The 647-nt window shown below is 68.5% G+C and carries 1 protein-coding gene; it reads left to right on the top strand.

Features of this window, described 5'->3' with window-relative positions:
* Positions 1-366 precede the first annotated feature (366 nt).
* Entirely contained in the window at positions 367-522 is a 156-nt protein-coding gene (locus Rhe02_RS49525) for a hypothetical protein (protein ID WP_203915562.1), read from the top strand.
* The last annotated feature ends 125 nt before the right edge of the window (positions 523-647 follow it).

Here is a 647-nt window from a genome sequence, read left to right as displayed (position 1 = left end):
CTTACACACCCCTGCCGGCGGTTCCCGCTGTCGATCAGTCGCGGTGAGGGGCCGTGGCGCCTACCTCGCTGCATCAACAGAGCGAGGCAGAGATGTAGGTGCCCCGCCGACCCGCAAACGGCGTGGCGTGGCTGGTGCGCCGTTGGGTTCCCAGTCGCCATTGTGGCGCGGCTGATGCTCCCGCTGGCCTTCAGGCAGCCGAGCGTCGCGGCTGGTGGGCATTGCTTTCGCGGCACCTGCATCTCTGTGTCGGGACTGTGAGGCAGAGATGTAGGTGCCGTGGCCCTTCGGTGCAGTCGGGTGTTCTGGGGTGCTGGGTCTCCCAGTGGCGTGAGGTCTCCTGGTGGTGTCAGGTCTCCTGGTGGCGTGAGGTCTCCTGGTGGTGTCAGGTCTCCCGGAGTGCTGGTCTTCGGCGGTGCCGGGTTGGCGCTTGCCGTGCCGCTGCCGGTGGTGGCGGCACGGGTGTGGCGCGGCTGGCTGTTGTGCTGTGGGGAGTCCGGGCCTTTGGGCGCTGTGGGGTGAAGCGTTGCCGGTGGTTCATGCCGCCGGGAGGGCTGGCCTTGGGGTGCGGGGCGGACATGGTGAAGCGCCGTCGGGGTAAGGGTTCTCGACGGCGTGGCTGAACGTGATCGGGGGTGAGCCTTCCA

Origin of the sequence: Rhizocola hellebori (assembly GCF_016862955.1) — a bacterium.
Classification (GTDB): Bacteria; Actinomycetota; Actinomycetes; order Mycobacteriales; family Micromonosporaceae; genus Rhizocola; species Rhizocola hellebori.
Note: the sequence above shows the minus strand (reverse complement) of the source record. Positions and strands in the feature narration are given on the sequence as shown.